General features: G+C 39.0%; 13 protein-coding genes. 11 read left to right on the top strand and 2 right to left on the bottom strand.

Annotation, left to right across the window (positions count from 1 at the left end):
* The first annotated feature begins 1 nt into the window (after position 1).
* From BUF13_RS05675 to BUF13_RS05655, 5 genes are all read left to right on the top strand, one after another.
* Positions 2 to 1171, top strand: coding sequence for an AraC family transcriptional regulator (locus BUF13_RS05675; protein ID WP_073570739.1), 1170 nt, complete (start codon positions 2 to 4; stop codon positions 1169 to 1171).
* A gap of 63 nt (positions 1172 to 1234) precedes the next feature.
* Positions 1235 to 2521: a hypothetical protein gene (locus BUF13_RS05670; protein ID WP_073570738.1), complete on the top strand. Its 1287-nt coding sequence runs from the start codon at positions 1235 to 1237 to the stop codon at positions 2519 to 2521.
* 197 nt (positions 2522 to 2718) lie between these two features.
* On the top strand, positions 2719 to 2916 hold the full coding sequence (locus BUF13_RS05665; RefSeq protein ID WP_134204340.1) for a hypothetical protein: 198 nt from the start codon (positions 2719 to 2721) through the stop codon (positions 2914 to 2916).
* Between the two features lie 31 nt (positions 2917 to 2947).
* A complete protein-coding gene (locus BUF13_RS05660) occupies positions 2948 to 6343 on the top strand; it encodes a SusC/RagA family TonB-linked outer membrane protein (protein ID WP_083586379.1) in 3396 nt (1131 codons plus the stop codon).
* Between the two features lie 19 nt (positions 6344 to 6362).
* Complete coding sequence (locus tag BUF13_RS05655) at positions 6363 to 8048, top strand: SusD/RagB family nutrient-binding outer membrane lipoprotein (protein ID WP_073570736.1); 1686 nt, start codon at positions 6363 to 6365, stop codon at positions 8046 to 8048.
* Positions 8049 to 8108: 60 nt separating this feature from the next.
* On the opposite strand, the gene BUF13_RS05650 is transcribed toward BUF13_RS05655, so the two are convergent.
* Positions 8109 to 9041 (bottom strand): GNAT family N-acetyltransferase, encoded by a 933-nt coding sequence (locus tag BUF13_RS05650; protein WP_073570735.1) that lies wholly within the window; start codon positions 9039 to 9041, stop codon positions 8109 to 8111.
* Positions 9042 to 9287: 246 nt separating this feature from the next.
* Here BUF13_RS05650 and BUF13_RS05645 point away from each other — a divergent pair, with 246 nt between their 5' ends.
* Genes BUF13_RS05645 through kdsB form a run of 3 tightly spaced genes read left to right on the top strand, consistent with a single transcriptional unit; the run spans position 9288 to position 13304 of the window.
* Entirely contained in the window at positions 9288 to 10109 is an 822-nt protein-coding gene (locus BUF13_RS05645; RefSeq protein WP_073570734.1) for a polysaccharide biosynthesis/export family protein, read from the top strand.
* Between the two features lie 5 nt (positions 10110 to 10114).
* Positions 10115 to 12574: a GumC family protein gene (locus BUF13_RS05640; protein WP_073570733.1), complete on the top strand. Its 2460-nt coding sequence runs from the start codon at positions 10115 to 10117 to the stop codon at positions 12572 to 12574.
* A gap of 7 nt (positions 12575 to 12581) precedes the next feature.
* Positions 12582 to 13304, top strand: coding sequence for a 3-deoxy-manno-octulosonate cytidylyltransferase (gene kdsB, locus BUF13_RS05635; protein ID WP_073570732.1), 723 nt, complete (start codon positions 12582 to 12584; stop codon positions 13302 to 13304).
* Between the two features lie 297 nt (positions 13305 to 13601).
* On the opposite strand, the gene BUF13_RS05630 is transcribed toward kdsB, so the two are convergent.
* Positions 13602 to 16280 carry a putative LPS assembly protein LptD gene (locus tag BUF13_RS05630; RefSeq protein ID WP_073570731.1) on the bottom strand — a complete coding sequence of 893 codons (2679 nt, stop codon included), beginning with the start codon at positions 16278 to 16280 and terminating at the stop codon, positions 13602 to 13604.
* 109 nt (positions 16281 to 16389) lie between these two features.
* On the opposite strand from BUF13_RS05630, the gene BUF13_RS05625 reads away from it, so the two are divergent.
* The 3 genes from BUF13_RS05625 (at position 16390) to BUF13_RS05615 (ending at position 20332) form a co-directional block, all read left to right on the top strand.
* On the top strand, positions 16390 to 17193 hold the full coding sequence (locus BUF13_RS05625) for an N-acetylmuramoyl-L-alanine amidase family protein (protein ID WP_073570730.1): 804 nt from the start codon (positions 16390 to 16392) through the stop codon (positions 17191 to 17193).
* A 166-nt stretch (positions 17194 to 17359) separates the two neighbouring features.
* A complete protein-coding gene (locus tag BUF13_RS05620) occupies positions 17360 to 18976 on the top strand; it encodes an acyl-CoA carboxylase subunit beta (protein WP_073570729.1) in 1617 nt (538 codons plus the stop codon).
* A gap of 90 nt (positions 18977 to 19066) precedes the next feature.
* Complete coding sequence (locus tag BUF13_RS05615) at positions 19067 to 20332, top strand: sulfite oxidase (protein ID WP_073570728.1); 1266 nt, start codon at positions 19067 to 19069, stop codon at positions 20330 to 20332.
* The last annotated feature ends 1 nt before the right edge of the window (position 20333 follow it).

The raw sequence follows: 20333 nt of genomic DNA, 5'->3' as shown, positions 1-20333 counted from the left end.
GATGCATCGGGTAATACTACTGTTAGATTTTGCGGAAGAGTATAGCAAGTCCCTTTTGAAAGGAATCAGTGCCTATTCCAGTAAAAATGGACAATGGACCTTTTGCCGGATGCCTTTGTATTATCGTGAAATGATGGGAGTGAAGGGCATTCTGAAATGGGCTAAAGAGTGGAAGGCTGACGGAATCATCGGGCAACTATACAACGAGATGGAGGAGGAGTTCTTTGAAGGAGAGTTGCCGGTAATTGCACAGGATTTCAAGGAACGATTTTCCAAAATCCCTAATATCACAGGATCCTATTGGGAAACAGGTGTACTTGGTGCCGAATATTTTTTAAATAAGGGATACTATAATTTTGCTTTTTATGGCTTCAATAATATCGTATGGTCAAGAGAAAGGGCCGAAGGATTTGAGGATACTATTCGCAAGGCCGGATATGAAGTAAATTATTTTGAACACAAGAAGTCCAGATCAACCGATATCTGGTATTATAAAAGTAAATCCCTAAGTAAGTGGCTTCGAAACCTGCCAAAGCCAGTAGCTTTGATGGCCTGCGATGATAATCAAGGAGTCCATATTGTAGAAGCTTGCATTCACAATAAAATCAGAGTACCTCAGGATGTGGCAATTTTGGGTGTAGATAATGATGTGACCCTTTGTGAACTATCTGACCCTAGATTATCAAGCATTGATTTGGATATCGAGCGAGCAGGATATGAATCGGCTCAGGTATTGGATGAGATGATTCGGACTGGGAAAAAGGATAATAGGGATATTGTTGTCGGTCCTGTCAAAGTGATCACGAGATCATCAACAGATATGTTTGCATCTGCAGATGCATATGTGGCTGAAGCATTAACTTATATTCATAAAAATATTGATAGAAATCTGGTGGTGGATCAGGTTGTAAAGGAAGTTCCGCTTTCCAGAAGAGCCTTGGAAAAGAGATTTTTGCAAATCACAGGACAACCGGTTTACAAATACATTACAAAGGTGAGAATGGAAAAACTCGCTCAGAAACTTTTGGATACGGATCAGAGTGTTTTTGAAATAGCCGTGGACCTTGGTTTTCAGGATAGTAAAAATCTAGCCAGACAATTCAAACAAATGACAGGCTATGCACCTGGTGAGTACCGGAAGAAATTCGGCAATAGCTCTTTAATTGGTTAAGGCTTTATTTAAGTTTTAGTTCCCCAAATAGTCCTATTTATTTCCCTTAGGGTATAGTAGGAAATGAGCAAAAACAAAATCATCATCTTACTGACGGCCCTAACCTTAGGTACTACCTGGGCCATTCGAGGTCAATTCGGACATGAACAAGGAGCAGCTTGGGCTGGAGGGGTAGCCTGTTTATTATTGGTATTCAGTATAGGAAATACCAAATGGATGAAAGTCGGGGTGAAGGCTTCTTTGATGGGAGCTATCGGTTGGGGAATGGGAGGAATGATGAGCTATGGAGTAGTCGTAGGCTATGGTCGATCTGAGGATTGGCTTAATGCAACCTATGGCCTTTTGATGTTGGGAGTGATTGGTGGTTTGTATGGATTGCTGGGAGGAGGCTTGTTCGGCTTAGGCCTTGAAGAAGGAAGTTCTGGAAAGAAAATAGCCTGGCCTCAACTAGTTGTGGAAATGACTGCGGGAGCCTTGATCTTTTATTTTTTCATAGTAGAGCAATTGGGAATCCTGATGACGCCTCCAAGATCAGAGGCTTGGGGAGTATGTGCAGGAGCAGGTATAGCGATGCTTTATTATATGGTACGAAACCATCATACCGGGGCCTTAAGAACTGCTTTGTTTTCGGCTATTGGTGGAGGATTTGGATTTGCTTTTGGAGATTTCCTTCAAGTGATGGGCTTTCTGTCCAAGATCCACTTCAACTTCTGGAATGTCATGGAATATAGCCTAGGCTTCTTTGGCGGCTTGGGTATGGCCTATGGGGCTTTGACAGGATTTAAAAATTCAGCAATAACAGAAGCTTCCGAACAAAACCAAGTCAATCCACGGATAAAATGGTCCTTGATCGGATTAGTTGGGATCATTCCTTTGATAGTCTTTCATCAGTCATTTGTGGAAAGAGATCTTCTGCCAACTTTCGAGAATTTTGAACTTTCCAATCCGTCTTTTTGGGCGAGTTTCACCCTGATCATGGCTTTTATTATTTGGGTTCTGATGCAATTCATCTCTTTTGAAAGCTATAAAAAATTGAATAAAGGCCTGATCGGAGACGGTCCTTTTTTGAAGCAGATAGGTTTGACTTTGTTTCTAGCATATATGTCTTACTCTATTTTAATAACGGGTGCATTTATTAGCATTGGTAGAATAGAGCAATATCTCTACCTCTTGAATTTCATAGTTATTATTTATTTGATGTCTAGGTTAAAAAATAAACCTGAAGATAGTCTACTGCCTATTTATTCACCTTCGAAGGTTGGAGTGATAGCCTTCTTAGTGATTATGATTGTGTCGGCCATTGCGGCTTTTTCTCATGGTCCGATTCCAGGAGGACAAGTGAGGTTTTGAAATGATTTTTAAATAAAAGAGCCCGTAGAATTCAGAGTTCGGTGATTTAGAGGCTCTTAGTAAAATGCTAAAAAACTAATATTTCCTAATTGTTAAGCCTGATTTGGTTTTTTGTAATTCAAAATAACAATCTGGTAATCAGTAATTAGGTAGTCCATTTTTAAATGTATAGGGTATTGAATTTGAAGGTGCAGCCTATGAAAAATCCAACTATCAAGGAATTGCTTGGAAAGTTGTCCAAGGGAGAAATATCCAGAGATGAATTTGATCTTTTTTTACAAGAAGTGAAAAAAGGAAAAGGATCATCTGAGTTGGACCATGCTTTTCTTGAATTTTTTGATTCAGTAGAAAAGCAAGTAAAAAACGAATCTTCCAACCAAAAACCAAAAGAGTAAATCTGAAAACTCGATTAACAATTGTTTGCTTATGAAACATTTTTCCAAAAACAGAAAGACCAAGATTTTGTGGGGAGTACCCATGATTTTTGGAATGGCCATGATACCTCTCTTTGAGGCATCAGCCATGATTTCGCCTACCCCAAATCTGATGGAAGAAGCCATGCAGGCCCAGCAGATACGTGGTAAAATTGTCTCCAGCGTGGATGGACTTCCTCTCCCTGGGGTTACGGTACTTGAAAAAGGTACTACCAATGGTACAGTGACTGAAATTGATGGAACTTTCTCTATCAATGTGTCTGGGCCGACTTCAGTCCTTGTTTTTTCTTATGTAGGATTTGATCCGCAGGAAATTACAGTAGGAAATCAGTCCTCTATCGATGTGACCATGTCTGAAACTGCGACGGATATGTCTGAAGTAGTGGTAACGGCTTTCGGTATTAAAAGAGACCAAAGATCATTGGGATATGATGTTTCCAGTGTTCAAGGTGAAGAATTGACTCAGGTATCACAAGAAAACGTGTTGGGTTCATTGGCAGGTAGAATGCCAGGTGTTCAGATCAACCAAACTTCAGGACCTGGTTCTTCCATCAGTATGGTCATTCGTGGTGCTACTTCTTTGACTACTGACAACCAGCCACTATTCGTAGTAGATGGAATTCCAATGTCTAACTCACTTAACAACGTAAGACAAAATGGTGATGGTAACCAAGTCGATTATGGTAATGCCATTTCTGATATCAGCCCGGATGATATTGAAAGTATTTCCGTATTGAAAGGCCCAAGCGCCGCTGCTTTGTATGGTACTAGAGCGGGAAATGGAGTGGTAATTATCACTACCAAATCAGGAAGTAATAACAAAGCATTGGGAGTTTCTTTCTCTACAAGCAATGTTTTCGAGCAGCCAACCAAACTTCTTGACTTTCATTATAAATATGCCAATGGTAACAGGGAAGGTGTATTTAATGAAGGATCAGCGTATTGGGGTGGACCTGCTTTGAATGCTGGCAACACCGCAATCCAATGGAATAGCCCATTAGATGCCGATGGAAATCCTATTGCAACTGAATTGATTGCTTATCCAAACGCGATGAGAGATTTCATGCAAACAGGTGTTACTTCTTCAAATAACGTTTCTGTGGACGGAGGAAATGATAGAGGTTCTTTTAGAGCTTCTTATTCCAATATGTTGAATAGAGGGATTATTCCAGGTTCTGATTTGTACAGAAATAGTTTTGGTACATCTCTTTCCTATAAAATCACAGATAAGTTGACTTTCAATTCAAATATCAATTATGTGAATAGTAAGTCTAACAATAGACCAAGTACTGGAGATAGACGAGCCAATCCTTTGGAAGCAGTATATGGTTCTCCTTATATCGATTACGAGCAAATGAAGGATTACTGGGTAGAAGGACAAGAAGGAATCCAGCAAGTCAGAACAGAGCAAGGGGATAACCCATATTTTATTGCTTTGGGAATCAGAAATGGCTTTGTCAGAGATAGGATTTATGGAAATGCTTCTTTGGATTATCAGTTTTCTGAATCATTCAATATCAGAGCTAGATATTCTTTGGATCGCTCTGATGAAACTCTGGAAACCAAGATTCCTTTCAGCTATAGTAGAATGGCTCGTGGTGGATATTATGTTTCAGATATCACAACTCAAGAATCCAACGCTGATGTATTGGCATCTTGGAACAAAGATTTTGGAAAATTGGATGTCAATGCTTCTGTCGGTGGTAATATCATGAACAGACATGGGTTTTCTACCAATGTTGGAGTAGGAAGTAATAGAAATAATGGATTGGTTATTCCAGGGATTTTCAATGTCCAGAATATTCCTGCTGACAACCGATCGGTTTCTAATTCTTACTATGATAGAGCAATTTACTCTATTTATGGATTGGCCTCATTTGGATATGCAGATCAATTGTATTTGGATTTGACTGCAAGAAATGACTGGTCATCTACATTGCCTAGAGAGAATAGATCATACTTCTATCCCTCGGCTTCATTGAGCTGGTTGGCAAATTATACCCTAGGAATGTCTGATGAGATTGATCTGTTCAAGTTCCGATTTGGATGGGCTCAGGTAGGTAATGATACAGGACCTTACAACCTAGTGCCAAATTTGAGTACAGGTACCTATAACAATATCAATACTGCAAGCATGCAATCAGGATTGTTGAATCCAGATTTGAAACCAGAGCAAGCTACTTCATACGAAGGGGGTATTGATTTACATATGTTCAACAATCGAGTGAGGTTCTCAGGAACCTACTATGTGATTGACAATAGAAACCAGATATTCTCAGTCAATCTTCCAGCTTCCTCTGGATATACAGGAAGACTGATCAATGCAGGTTTGATTCAAAGTAAAGGTTTAGAATTAGCATTGGGAGGAACAGTCCTTCAAAAGCAAGATTTGACTTGGGATGTAAACTTCAATTGGAGTAGAAACAGAACTACTGTCAAGGAACTAACTGAGGGTTTGGATAGAATTACTCTTTGGTCTGAAAACGGTGGTGGTGCAATCACTTTCGTTGGTGAGCAAATCGGTGATATGTACAGTAGAGGTTTTGTTCAAGTGGAAGATCCTTCTTCTCCATATTACAAATGGCCAGTATTGTCCAATGCTGGAGAATGGCAAAGACTTTCTGATGCTGAAGATTTAAGAAAAGTAGGGAATTTCAATCCTGACTTTATGTTGGGCTTCCAGACTACTTTGAATATTAAAAGATTTGTAATCAGTGCTAGCATAGACTGGAGACAAGGTGGTGAGTTCATGTCCTTTACTTATAGATATGGTGAATCTGACTGGAAATCTCAGAGACAATTGGATATGTTGATTCCGGGTTCTCTTTATACCACTGATGAGTTGATAGCAATGATGAAGGCAAATCCAGATAAATACATCATACCAACTGCAGGTAATTTCCCTAGAGTAGGTGGACATACAGCCGCTACAGGTGGATACTATATCGATGAGAATGGAAATGATGGAGCATTTGTTCCAGGTGTAATTCAGACAGCAGGTCAAGATACGCCAGACGATTATTCGGATGATGTTTATGAAGAGCATCTAGGTGGAGAAGGAACCAATTTCTATCCAATCACAGATACTTATCCTTGGAGCTTCAACGAGCAAGTGACTTTTGATGCGACATTTATCAAATTGAGAGAATTGTCCTTGGGATATAGACTTCCTAATATGGGAGCGTTTAAAAACATCACTTTCTCAGTTTATACTAGAAATTTGATGATCTGGACAAAAGCTCAAGTGGGTATCGATCCCGAGAGAGCATTCTGGGCGAATAGTGGGAATCAAGGAAATACTTCTTCTCAGTTCCGCCAAGGAATCGAAAGACAAAATGTGATGCCTTGGACTGCTCCAGTTGGCTTCAAATTGAACTTTAATCTTTAATACCTCAAATCAACGAATCATGAAAATTTCATCTAAACTATATAAAAGTTTGTTTCTGGGTTTGGTTTGCTGGGTTGGGTTTACCGCCTGTGACGATAAGCTCGATGAGTTAAATATCAATCCATATGGTATTGATCCAACAGAGGTTAATCCAAACTTGTTGCTACCTGGGATTCTTGCTTCGGCAGCTCAATCTTACACGGATTTAGGTGTCAATAATTTGGCAGGAGCTGTACAGCACACTCAGAAAAATGGCTGGTTTACCGGTCATAATAATTATTCTTGGGAAGATGCTGGCTGGGGAGGCTGGTACAGTATCCTAAGAAATAATAATCTCCTTTATGAAAGAGCAGTAACACTTGATAATGATTTCTTCCAAGGAGTTTCCCTAACTATGAAGTCCTTTGTTTTTGGAAATGTAACGGACCTTTGGGGTGATGCTCCATATACCGATGCATTGCAGGGTGATAGTGATGATACTGCCTATCAATATCCTGCTTTCGATAGCCAGGAAGTAATATATGACGGTGTTATTGCAGATTTGAAAAGTGCAGTTGCACTTTTTGAGACCGCAAGTAGCGCAGCAGTCATTTCAGAAAATGATCTGTATTTCGGAGGGGATGTTGATCAATGGAAGCGATTTGCGAATTCTCTATTGTTGAGATATTATATGAGAATTTCAAGCAAAAAACCTGATGTTGCCAAAGCAGGAGTGGAGGCGATTTATGCCTCTGGTGATTATATCCAAAGTTCTTCTCAAGATGCGGTTTTGGATTATACAGGAGGTTCAAATGATATTTGGATTACAAGACACGTAGCTTTGAATCCGGATGATTTTCAAAGATATCAGGCTTGTCAAACCTTCATCGATCAATTGATGGGAACAAGTGACCCTAGACTTTCGACTTTCTTCGCTCCAGTGAGAGTTCAGTGGGTGGCAGACGAGTCTTTGGCTTCCGCCTCAGAAGATTTTATCCGCTTGGATGGTGAGCCATTGGAAGTAGTTACTTATGCTTTTGATGATTTTGTAGACTTGTATTCTGGATATGATTTTACTAGAAGATACAATCCTGAAGAAGTGGAATACAATGATGATATGTATGTAGGACTTCCTCCAGGATTAGCAGTTCCTAGTTCTTATAATGGAAACCCATCTCCAGGTCAGGGAACTCAAAATCAACATGTTTCTCAATTGGCTGATACTTATATGAATGAAGGTGGAGGTATTTTGAAATCAAGATTGATTTCTGCAGCTGAGGTAAGTTTCATTTTTGCAGAAGCAGCTTTGAAAGGATGGAGTGTAGGTTCTGCAGAAACGCATTATTATGCAGGTATCATGAGTTCTTTGGAAGCTTGGGAAGACCAAGATGGATATGATGAGTTCATAGCTCAAGAAGGTGTAGCATTCGATAATACTGTAGAGCAAGTAATCACCCAAAAGTGGGTAGCTAGCTGGACTGCGGCAGCTGAATCATTCGCTGATTTCAAAAGAACTGGATATCCAGCACTTCAAGCAGGACCTTTGTCTCCTCAGCCAGTGGTAGCCTTAAGATTCCAATATGGTAGTGATGAGTATAACAATAACTCAGAAAGTATTACCGGAGCTTTGGATAGATTAGAGTTGACAGACTATTCAGGAGGTTTTGGAAAAGATAGCCAATGGTCTAAATCTTGGTTGTATCAGGGAACTACCGTGCCTTGGTAAGAAAATAATATTGTTGTTAATAGATGGAAAGCCGACTTCGTAAGGAGTCGGTTTTTTTTGTTAGAACAATTCCAAGTCTCCTAAGCTCCATGACCAAGGTAGGTCGAGGGGGGAGGTTTTCCTGTTCAAATTTTTTAAGGTTACTACTGGCCCTTTTTTAAAAGTTGGCAATGGTCCTAGTTTAAGGTTTGAATTTGGAAATTTCAGCCCGGAAAAGCTTGCGAAATTTGCTCCTGATTCCTTGAATTGATTTTTGAGCCGGAGGTTTACCTGTTTTCTTTCCATTTCAGAAAATTCGGGAGTGTTAAAGAAGTCAACAATCCTAAATTCTGTTCCTATTTGGCCTTCTTTCAATCTGTAAATTAGCAAGTATGTATTTTGGTCACTCACCCAATAATAATCCACGATAGGACAACTTTCATACCTCCAATTAATGTAACCGTGGACTAATTTTGTTTGGATTGAAGAATCATTTTCTTGAGAATTTTCCAATTTATGGATTAGTGGACCTAATACTTTCCAGTCTTGTTGACTAGGTGTTTTTCTCTTTTTCGGGAATGGATTCCAATGGATTTTCAATGGTAATCTTCCCCAAGTTTCCCAACCCATTTTCAAATATCCTGGAAGGCTTTGGCTGTTTGGAGAGTTGAATATGAATTGAAAGTCATCTTTTTGAACTTGATCCAAAAGCTTTTTTGTCAATTTTGTAAAAAGACCCTTGCCTTGAAAATTGGGATGAATAGCGGTGTCGACAGCCCTTCCAGCCAAAATAGTTTCTCCTTCAAAGAAATATTTCCATTTGAGAAAAGCTCTGACTCCGACAATATTTCCATTTTGTTCCAAAACTAAGACGGGAGATTTTCCAAATGGATTTTCTAAATGTTTCCATTTCCAAAATTCACTGGTTTTAGGAATAAGACTTTCCCCTAAAGACGATTTCAATAGTTCAACAATAGTAGGAATGTCTTCTTCTTTGGCTTGACGGATTGTCATAGTTATAGGTTGGAGAATTTCTAAATTAAAATACCAAATGTTAAATCAGTCTTTTTATCTCCATTTTCTTTTTTAAATAGATTATAAGAGGCATTGGAAATGGAGAAAATTTAGATTTTCAAAGGATTGAATCTTGTCCTTATGCTAAACTTTGGCAGAAACCAGATTGAGAATTAGATTTCTTCAACTAAAAACACCCCTGCCCAACATTTTGTATATATTTGAATTGGTGTTTCCTTTTAATTTATGAGAATTATTCCCGCATTCTTTTTACTACTGTTGATAGCCTCGAGTTGTATTAGTAACAAGCGGATTACCTATTTACAAAATTTGACAGATAGTACTTCGTACGATCTCAATGAGTTTATCCCTTTTGCTGAGGTTGATTATGAATACATCCTCCAGCCTTATGATATGGTTGAAATTGATTTTGCCTCATCAGATGAGGAGTTGACAAAGGCTTTTTCATTTCAAAACTCCGGCACAAATTCAAATATGGCAAGATCTGGGGGAGGAGGAAATCAAGGTTCAGACCCTTTATACTTTAGAGGTTATAAAATTGATCAAAATGGGGAAGTTGAAGTTCCAAAATTGGGAAAGACTAAAATTGCTGGCTTAACTGAAGAAGACGCGAAGAACCTCATTCAGAAGAAGATTAATGAGTTTTTTAAGGAGGAAGTTTATGTAAAGTTGAGGATAGCGGGGATAAGATACACCACTTTGGGTGAATTCAATAATGTGGGAGTTCAAATTATTTATAAGAACAGAGCAACTGTTTTTGATGCTCTTGCAAACTCAGGTGAGACCACCATTTTGGGCAAAAAGAATAAATTATTTGTGGTTAGGCAATATGATGGAGGATCTAAGATCCACCAAATAAATTTGAATGATCGGGCGATCTTGGCTAGCCCCTTTTATTTTATTCAGCCAAATGATATCTTGTATATGGAGCCGATGAAAATCAGGCAAATTGGGACGGCAGATAATTTAACTGCTTCCATGGCTTTATTTGCAGGATTGTTAGCCTCGACTTTATTGATTATTAATTTGGTTACCCAAGGGAATTAACCTTTATGGAAAAGTTAGATCTCAGTCAGTTAGATAATGAGGAGAAAGCATTAGAGATTCGCTATGTAGTAGCCAAATACATTCGCTACTGGCCGTGGTATGTACTTTTTACGCTCATTTTCTTAATCGCTACCTTTTTATTTCATCGATATACCGTTGATGAATATGAAGTGACTGGTTCAATGGTGATCAAAACTAATACTTCTCCAGAAGCCAGGATCTTGGATAGGTCTAATATTTTCAATTCTGGGATTAATCTGGAAAATGACATTCTCCGCCTTCGTTCTAAGAATTTAGCGAGGGAAGCCTTGAAAAAGGTTCATTTTGATGTAGAATATTTTGCTAAGACTAATATTAAGGCAATTGAACTGTATGATCGTTCACCTATTCGGATAAAAGTAGATTGGGATCATCTTCAGGTGACTGATACTCAAGTTGAGCTACAAATTCTTTCAGAGGACAACTTCAAATTAATGCCTTTTTCTGAAGGATTGTTGGATATAAATTCTGCACAGGCTGCTGGTGATGAATCCGTTTATGATAAAACCTACACTTTCGGTGAAGAAATTGAGACCGGGAGGTCAAAGTTTATTGTGTATTTGGTGAATCCTGGACGTGTAGGGGATCAAGTGGTATTTCAATTGAAAAACCCATCCTCATTGGAGGAAAGTTGGGCAAAAGCTGTCAATGTTAATACTGAGAACGAATATAGTTCAGTTCTTAGACTAAGTACTACCACCAAAGTTGTGGAGAAAGGGCGAGATTATATCAATGCTCTGATGGAGTCATACATTGATTATGACTTGAATGAGAAGAATAAAATTCAAGAAAACACAATTGCCTTTATTGAAGAGCAATTAGGGTTTTTGGAAGATTCATTGAAAAATAAAGAAAGAGAGCTTCAAGAGTTCAAAGTCGAAAACAAGCTGTTAGATGTTTCAGCTGAATTTTCGAATATTCTTTCAAAGATGAATACTCTTGATGAGCAAAACGCGGAGCTTGACTATCAACTAAAGTATTTTGAAGAGATACGGGATTACATGGATCGTAAAAGTAAGGATTTTTCTGATGTCATTGCTCCTTCTGTAATAGGTGTTCCTGATCCACTTTTAAATGGCTTGATTCAAACCTTGGTGACGCTTTCTCAGGAAAGAAGAAAACTGCTTGCAACTGTAAATGAAAACCATCCTGAAGTCATAAAAATTGATGTTCAGATGGAAAAAGTTCAAGATGGTCTATTTGAAAATGTGGTCAATCTCATTGATAACACTAGGAAGCAGCAACAAAGTGTCCAAAGAGAGATAAGAACTTATGACGCACAGTTTTCTACCTTGCCTGAATCAGAATCAGAATACACTGGGATTTTTAGAGAGTTTAAACTGAGAGAATCTCTTTACACATATTTGTTGGAAAAACGTGCGGAGGCAGGAATTGCAAGAGCATCAAATGTCTCTGATAATGCGATATTGGATGCCGCTAAAAGAGGAACTTTGGTTTTCCCTAAGAAGCAACAAAACTATGCTTTGGCAATCATTTTGGGCCTGTTTTTACCTTTTGGATTTATAGTTGTCAGAGATATGTTTGATGACAGTATAAAGGATCAAAGAGATCTCAAAAAACACTTTATGATTCCACAATTAGGTGTGATTGGTTTTTCCCAAAAAGAAACCAATAAAGTTGTTTTGGAGCACCCCAAATCTGCAGTTGCCGAGTCATTTAGGTCATTAAGATCGGCTATTACCTATTTGGCGAGTGGAAAAAATACAAAACGAATTCTTGTTACGTCTTCTGTATCAGGTGAAGGAAAGACCTTTACTTCTTTGAATTTGGCGTCAGCTATGGCTTTGGGATCCAAAAAAACAGTGGTAGTTGGTGGTGATTTGAGACGACCCAAATTGGCAAGCTATTTTGGTGAATCTGAAAAAGTGGGGCTATCTACGTATCTGATTGGAAAAGTAGAGGCAAGTGAAATTGTAAAGGAAACAGATCAGGAATTTTTGTCATTTGTCCCTTCCGGTATTATTCCACCTAACCCAGCAGAATTACTTCAAACACAACGGTTGAAGGATTTTTTACAATATCTGGATGAGCGATTTGATGTGATTATTTTTGATACTCCTCCGATGGGCTTAGTTTCTGAAACCATCGATTTGATGAGACTTTTTGATATCAATTTATATGTAGTACGTCAAAATTATACAATCAAAGATCACTTGGTAATGATCAATGATCTGTTCAATAATAAGCAAGTAAAGAACGTATATGGTGTCTTCAATGGAATTATAAATTCTGGGTACCATTACGAGGGGTACAACTATGGCTATGGAAATACCTATTTGTATTCTCAGAATAATAAGTACATGTACAATTATTACGGAGATGATTTAGAGGAAAAGAAAAAGAAGATTAAGAAGAAAGACTTTTCAATGATGAAAAAAGTCAAAAAGCTTTTCCGCACCCGTTAATACAAAAATGAAAATAGCAGCACTTATCCCGGCAAGATTTGCCTCAACCCGTTTACCCGAAAAACTAATTCAGGATCTTCATGGAAAATCGGTAATCCAAAGAACTTATCAGAGTACTTTGGATACAGGACTATTTGATGAAGTTTGGGTGGTTACTGATCATGATCAAATTCAAGCCCAGATTGATGCAATTGGCGGAAATGTATATAGATCTCAAAAAGAGCATGAAAGTGGCTCAGATCGGATCGCAGAGGCCTTGACAAAGGTTGATGCAGATGTTGTGATTAATGTTCAGGGGGATGAACCTTTTCAGGATAAGCAATCTCTAGAGGATTTGGTGAAGGTATTTCAGGACTCCTCAATTCTGGTTGCCTCTTTAAAGACTAAGATTTCAGAGGATGAAGCCCATAATCCCAATTTTGTGAAGGTTGTGACTGATAAAAATGGTGATGCACTTTATTTTTCCAGATCACCGATTCCTTATAACCGAGATAAGATCAGAAACCTTTCCTATTGGAAGCATATAGGAATCTATGCATACAGAAGAGAAACCCTATTAGAATATACTGGCATGGGAAAAAGTGAGTTGGAAGGGATTGAAATGCTTGAGCAGCTGAGGATGCTAGAATCAGGCATAAAGATTCGAATGGTTGAAACTCAGCATCAACCGATTGCCATCGATACAGCAGAAGACTTAGCCCGAGCTAGGCGGTTATTGGATATGGACTAATTTGTTTTTAAAGTTTAATAAATACGGATTAAAGTAGGGCAATACTTTTAAAGAAGGGATCAAGATTCAAGAATCAAGATCCAAGAAAAATGAATAAAGCTGAAGTTTAATAATTGAAAACGATCCGCGAAATTCTTTGGACGCGAAAACTGAATTCAGGCTTTCAAAAATTTTCTAGTATGTGACTTTTCAATCTCAAATCACAAATCTCTGATCTCAATTCTTGAATTTATCGGGACGAATGGGCTCGTAAAGCGATTAATTTTTTGAGGTAGGATTTTAGATGAAAGGCCTAGGTTACCGATCGAAGAAACTTCTTCTTCTGGATACCTTCAAGTCCTGCAGGATGCTGGATTTAACCCGAATATCAATATTGTAGGAGGTGAATCGTCCAAATGGAACCCAATTGACGTTCATTTGCCAGCAGTGCAAGTCGCGGGCAATACCAATCATGGATTGGGTAATATTTCTTGCCTGTAAATCAATACCAGTGTTGAAATTGATTTTCCATTTTTCAGATAGAGACAAATCTCCAGAAAGCTGAATAGCCTGGGTGATATTAGTGGTTCCCGAGGTGGCTTTGCTATAAGCTAGATTATAACCAAAAGTCAAATTCCAAGGTATATTCCAATCAATGTATTGGCTTGGGTCATTGACGATTTGATTAATTTGACTTTCTACAAAGTCATCTAATACTCCACCTTGCTGAAGGAACTGATTGGTCAATTCATCCCTTACCTCATTTGGGTTTTGAGCACTGCTACTTGGGTTAATCGATGCGTTTAGGTTCAAGGATGCATTTCGGATTGTTCCGATTCCTTGCCCATTTTTCCAGGCAAATTGGTTGATTCTTCTTGTTACTTCTGTGCCAGATGAATTCAATGAGGGAGCTGTCGCATAAGGGTCCAAAGTGGTACTCAATGCCATGGATAGTTTCCTTTGGAAAAAGCTGGTTCTGGCAGAAATACGAATAGGAGCCAATTGGAATGAGTCTGCAGCCATATTGTAGGATGAACTCATATCCAAGTTTTCCAAAATAGGGACTTTCTTGGTAGGGTTGTCTCCAGTACTGTCCTTGGCATTTTTTACTTTTGCTTCCAGAACCGTTCTCAAACTCATGGTTAGAGATCTAGATTCCCCAGAAGGTGCACCACCGTAAATAAAGCCGGAATGTCGGCTATAAAGCCTAGTATCTCCTTCCTCATTTATCTGAACATTTTGATAATAGCCATAAGATTCTCCGGTGAAATCTGGTGTATAGCTAAATCCAAATGAAGGCTGAATATGCTGTCTGATGGTTTCAATTTTCCCCTTTTTGAAGTTGAAGAAACCATAGATATTGGTGTTCATATTGAATGAACTGGTATAAGTGGAGATTCTGTTGAATCCGTTTTCCACAACTTGATCTACTCGCTCAGAAACCGGATTATAGAAGTGTTTTAGTTTTTGAAAGTACCATAACTCACTAATATTGAAGGAGCCAGTACCTGTGAAATACTTGAAAAGCGTAAAATTGGAACTGATAGGTATATTATGCTTAAAGCCATTGTTTGCGTTTTTCAATAGCAATGCAAAGTTACTTGGTGTAAACGGGATCAACTCTGAACTGGTAGTCCCCCCAAGCTCTTCATCAATTGGTGAGGTGTTTTGAATTTTATTATTGATCGAATTTTGAAAATCAAAGTTCCAGGCAATATTCAGTGTTTTCAAAGGCTCAAACCTCGTTAACTTTTCAAAGGGTTTTTGCCTATTCATACTGACGTTCATAGAAGGCAATCTCAATCGAACTTCTCCAGTCGAAATGGACTGGGAATGCTGCGCTGCAAAGGACATGGAAAAAGGAGTGCCTGAAAAAGTCTTTGAATAATTGACACTGGATTGTAAATCTGAGGTGATGTTATTCTGGAAATTTTGGTTGACTACTGTGTTGAAATAACTGGTACTTCCCACATTGACAGATGCAGAAAACCTTCCAGTTCCTCTTGTTTCTGGTGTATGGCTCCAAGTCACTCGGAATGTATTGTAGTCAACGGGGTTAAGCTCCGTTTCAGGTGATTTGAATTTTTGGAAGTCCAAATTAAATGCACCGTTGAATCTATACCGTTTTTTATAAACAGATTGGGCTTTCGCTCCCCATCCTCCTTTAGAATAAATGTCTCCAGTTACTCGGGCATGGATATAGTCATTTAAGGCAAAATAGTACCCAAAATCTCTTAAATAAATACCTCTGACCTTTTCTTGGCCGTAGCTTGGGAAAATGATTCCGGATGCTTTTTCTTCAGGAGTATTAGGGATGATTCCAAATGGTAGACCTAAAGGAGTTGGGATCCCATTGAAATATAAATTGAATGGCCCTGAAACGACTTGTTTACCTTCGATGGATTTGAGCTTGTTGGAAGAAATATGCCAATGCGGTTCGGTAAGCTTACAGGTTGTATAATATCCATGATCAAGATAAATACTACCGTCCTTAGTCTTTTTGATCGTTTCTCCTCTCAGGATTCCATCTTGCTGTTCTGTTACCACATCTTTGATGATGGCCTTTTGGGTTTTGAAATTGTAGCGCATTTCCTTACGGATTTCATAGACAGCTTCACCGTCTTTGAAAAATGGATTTCCGCTAATCGTTCCAGTGCTATCAGTTACACCTGAGGCATAGATTTCATTATTTTCCCAATCAATGACTATTCGGTCTGCATCCAATCTCATTTGACCGTATTCAAACCAAGCCTGATTATATAAATATACCTTGTTGGTTTCGAAGTCAGTAATGATGCTATCCTCAGCGTAATAATCAATTTCTGTTGTAATCGGACCAGAAGGCACAATTTTTGTCGAATCTTGCACAGCAAGTGTATCTGCAGTAATAGGAATAGTGTCCAAGTTTGCTACAGGAGGAACTTGGAGTGTATCAGGACTAGTCAATCGACGTTCCTGTACTCTGCCAGATCGCTGACCATTAGCCATAAAAGGCATAATCAGCGTAATGAAAATACTTAAAAAAAGGAGTCTACTTCCCTGCACAGCTACTTGCGCTTTATTTATATTGAGTGAAATTTCGCGTAAAGTTAATTTTATTGCCCTCATGGAACGGTCCAAAAACAAAAAAATTCTTCTTTCTCTAATTATCCTAATTCCTTTTGTATTTGGTGGCTTTATTCCGAATGAAACGATGATGCCTTCATTTCGAATGAAAAAGATCGTTTTGGATGCTGGACACGGCGGGAAAGACCCAGGGAATTTAGGTTCAAGATCAAGAGAGAAGAATATTAATTTAGCTGTAACGATGTTAGTTGGTAAATATATCGAAGAAAATTTACCAGACGTGGAAGTTATTTACACCAGGAAAGATGATAGCTTTCCTGCCTTGGAAAAACGTCCTCAGATTGCCAACGTGAACAAAGCGGATTTGTTTGTGTCCATTCACTCCAATTCAGCGCCTACCAAGTCTGCATATGGAACTGAAACGTGGGTGATGGGAATGAAACACTTTGATGAAAACTTTGATATCGTAAAAAGAGAAAATTCCGTGATGATGCTCGAAGAGGATTATAAGGAAAAATATGAAGGCTTTGATCCTTCTTCTCCAGAATCCTATATCATGTTTAATTTGATGTCAAAAGCCTTTGTAGATAATTCAATTTCTTTGGCTGACAATATAGAAACGCAGTTTAAAAACCGTGTTGGCAGGAGAAGTAGAGGAGTGAAGCAAGGTCCATTTTATGTATTGTGGACACCTTCCATGCCTTCCGTATTGGTGGAGTTAGGTTTCCTTTCCAATACCAATGAAGAGAATTTTTTGATGAGTAAGCAAGGACAGGAGTATATGGCCTCAGCGATTTTTAGATCTATCCGCGACTATAAAAATGAGATTGAGGGTACGAATTAAACTTTGTTAAAATTAGTTCTTAAGTCTCAATTAGATAAAATGATGGCCTGTAAGGGCCATTTTTTTTGGATCAAAATAGAATTCTTTTTTTCAGAGAGTGTTCTTATTGGATTTTCTTTGAGCTATTGTAGATTGGGAATAGAATATTATAAACCCAATAGTACCCATGAGTTCAAATTCAGGAAAGATTCAAGATTTATTAATTGTATTAGAACAGAAGTACAATGCTGTCAAATTGGGAGGTGGTCCCAAAAGAAATCAAAAAGAGCATGATAAAGGGAAACTGACTGCTCGTGAAAGGATCGCTTATCTATTGGATACCGATTCGGATTTTTTGGAAATTGGGGCATTTGCTGCGGATGGAATGTACCAAGAGGAGGGAGGATGCCCTTCTGCTGGTGTGGTTACAGGGATTGGTTTTGTGCAAGGAAGAATGTGTGTAGTTGTGGCCAATGATGCGACAGTAAAGGCCGGTGCTTGGTTTCCTATGACAGCGAAGAAGAACTTGAGAGCTCAGGAGATTTCCATGGAAAACAGGCTTCCCATCATTTATCTAGTGGATAGTGCTGGGGTCTTTCTGCCTATGCAAAATGAAATTTTCCCGGATAAGGAGCATTTTGGACGTCAATTTCGAAACAATGCAAAAATGTCTGCGATGGGGATTGTCCAAATCGCGGCTATCATGGGTTCCTGTGTTGCGGGAGGAGCTTATCTGCCTATTATGTCGGATGAAGCCATGATTGTGGATAAAACAGGCTCAATCTTTTTGGCAGGATCCTATTTGGTAAAAGCTGCAATCGGGGAAATTATCGATAATGAAACCTTGGGAGGAGCGACAACTCATTGTGAGATTTCAGGAGTAACGGATAATAAGTATAATTCGGATCAAGATTGTCTGGATGCAATTAAGAAGATTTTTGATAAAATCGGAGCCTGTGAAAAGGCGGGATTTGATCGGGTAAAGCCTAAAGAGCCCGAGATTTCAGCGGATCAGCTATTAGAGAGATTTCCTGTGGAAAGGGTCAAACCATATGATATGCTGGAAGTGTTGGCTGGAATTGTGGATGGGGGAATTGTAGAGGAATATAAGCCCGACTATGGTAAAACACTGATTTGTGGTTTTGCACGGATTGATGGCTGGGCAGTAGGCATTGTAGCCAATCAGCGAAAAGTTGTCAAAACCGCCAAAGGAGAAATGCAAATGGGTGGAGTGATCTATTCCGATTCAGCAGATAAGGCCGCTCGTTTCATTATGAATTGCAACCAGCGGAAAATCCCATTGGTCTTTTTTCAGGATGTTAGTGGATTTATGGTGGGGAGCAAAGCCGAACACGGAGGTATCATCAAAGACGGGGCGAAGATGGTCAATGCAATGGCAAATTCTGTAGTCCCAAAATTCACGATCATTGTTGGTAATTCTTATGGAGCTGGTAATTACGCTATGTGTGGAAAAGCCTATGATCCAAGATTGATCTATTCCTGGCCCACTGCTCAAATGGCGGTAATGTCAGGAGCTTCGGCTTCCCAAACTTTATTGCAAATCAAGGTTTCCTCTTTGAAAAAAGCCGGAAAGGAAATAAGTCCTGATGAGGAAAAACAACTTCTGGGAGAAATCACTTCCAAATATGAGGAAGAACTTTCTCCTTACTATGCCGCTTCGAGGCTATGGGTTGATGGTGTGATTCGTCCTGATGAAACCAGAAAGGTCATTTCTATGGGGATTCAGGCAGCAAATCATTCTCCGATTACCGAGAAATTCAATGTGGGAGTAATTCAGACCTGATCAATCTTTGAATGGTAATGCTCAGTCCAATCATTCCTGTTAATTTCAATCGTTTATTTATTTTTCAATCATCCCCTAAAAAGATCAAGGATGAAAAAACACATTGCCTCAAATCCTTCTATAAAACAAGCATCAAACGGAAGAAGAAACTTTCTTAAAAAATCTAGCCTGGCAGCTTTGGCCGCCTCCTTGGGTTTTGAAATCGTTCATGCAGCCAAACTTCCTTCCAACTATGTCCCTTTAGCTTTTCAGGATTCCGATCCTTTTAAGCTATTTAATAAGAATAAAGAGCTAATTGTATTAAACAACAAGCCTTGGAACCTAGAAACTCCTCCGCATTTGTTGGATGATAAGATCACCCCTGCAGATAAGATGTTTGTCAGGAACAATGGGTTGATTCCAGAAAATGTTGATGTAAATACTTGGACTTTAACAGTAGATGGGGAGTCAGTCTCCCAAACTAAGACCTATTCTCTGGCAGATTTAAAAAGTAAATTCAAGAATTACACGTATCAGCTGACCCTAGAATGTGGAGGCAATGGGAGAAGCGAATTTTTTCCACCGGCAAGCGGTAATCAATGGAAAGTCGGTGCTGTTTCCTGTGCAAATTGGACTGGGATCAGGTTGAAAGATCTTTTGCAAGATATAGGCATCAAGCCAGATGCTGTTTACATAGGGTATCATTCGGCAGATTCTCATTTAAGCAATGACCCAAATAAAGAACCAATTTCTAGGGGAGTTCCGATAGCCAAGGCACTTCAAGATGAGACTTTAATTGCTTTTGAAATGAACGGATCGCCAATTCCAATTGCCCATGGTTTTCCGCTGCGCCTTGTGGCTGGAGGATTTCCTGCTTCAGCTTCGGGGAAATGGCTCAATAGGATATCGGTTAGAAATATAGTTCATGACGGTGCAAAAATGGAGGCTCCTTCTTACAGGGTTCCTTGTAATCCAGTAGCTCCCGGTACCGAGGTGTCTAATGAAGATATGTGTATCATCGAATCAATGCCAGTCAAATCATTGATTACTAATCCGAAATCTGGGGCCATGATCCCGATGAATAAGAAATTAGAGGTCCGAGGACATGCTTGGGCAGGTGAGTTGGAGGTCAAAAAAGTTCAAGTTTCTATTGATTTTGGTGCTACTTGGCAAGATTGCCAGTTAGATCCTCCTGTCAATAGATTGGCTTGGCAGCATTTTAAGACAAGTCTGAATTTTCCAAAAGATGGATATTACGAAGTATGGGCCAAAGCAACTGATTCAAACGGGAAATCTCAGCCAATGCTTGTTCCAGGATGGAATCCCAAAGGCTATCTGAATAACGCCTGTCACCGCATAGCAGTAAAAGTAGGCTGAT

Source organism: Algoriphagus zhangzhouensis (genome assembly GCF_900148515.1).
In the GTDB taxonomy this organism is placed as follows: Bacteria; Bacteroidota; Bacteroidia; order Cytophagales; family Cyclobacteriaceae; genus Algoriphagus; species Algoriphagus zhangzhouensis.
This window is presented reverse-complemented; position numbering and strand designations above follow the sequence as displayed.